4 tRNA genes are annotated in these 494 nt (G+C 53.8%); all 4 read right to left on the bottom strand.

Annotated features, from left to right (window positions below):
• Positions 1–45: 45 nt before the first annotated feature.
• The 4 genes from SJH88_RS19385 to SJH88_RS19370 all read right to left on the bottom strand — a co-directional run bounded on the left by SJH88_RS19385 (position 46) and on the right by SJH88_RS19370 (position 487).
• Positions 46–121 (bottom strand) — tRNA-Ala (locus SJH88_RS19385).
• A gap of 11 nt (positions 122–132) precedes the next feature.
• Positions 133–209 (bottom strand) — tRNA-Asp (locus tag SJH88_RS19380).
• Positions 210–257: 48 nt separating this feature from the next.
• Positions 258–333 (bottom strand) — tRNA-Glu (locus SJH88_RS19375).
• 77 nt (positions 334–410) lie between these two features.
• Positions 411–487: transfer RNA gene (locus tag SJH88_RS19370), tRNA-Asp, on the bottom strand.
• Between the last annotated feature and the right edge of the window lie 7 nt (positions 488–494).

Raw genomic sequence — 494 nt, 5'->3', positions numbered from 1 at the left:
GGTCAATTCCTAGAACTTCTGGCCTTGCAGCCAGCCGTCAAAATTTGGTGGAGGTAAACGGGATCGAACCGATGACCTCTTGCATGCCATGCAAGCGCTCTCCCAGCTGAGCTATACCCCCAAGGTAATCTGTGGCGGAGTGGACGGGACTCGAACCCGCGACCCCCGGCGTGACAGGCCGGTATTCTAACCAACTGAACTACCACTCCTGGCAGGAAGCTTTGCTATTTTTTAGATAGCTACCAGCGCTTCAAACTTGGCGACCCTACGGGGATTCGAACCCCGGTACTCACCGTGAAAGGGTGATGTCCTAGGCCTCTAGACGATAGGGTCAAAACCTGGAATCGTTACCGATTAAAAAAACGCCTTTAGAAAAAAGGCGCTTTTTTAATCAAGCGACTGACTGCAAATGGCGGAGTGGACGGGACTCGAACCCGCGACCCCCGGCGTGACAGGCCGGTATTCTAACCAACTGAACTACCACTCCTGGCAGG

It is taken from the genome of Comamonas sp. GCA5 (genome assembly GCF_036541385.1).
GTDB classification, from domain to species: Bacteria; Pseudomonadota; Gammaproteobacteria; order Burkholderiales; family Burkholderiaceae_C; genus Comamonas; species Comamonas aquatica.
Note: the sequence above shows the minus strand (reverse complement) of the source record. Positions and strands in the feature narration are given on the sequence as shown.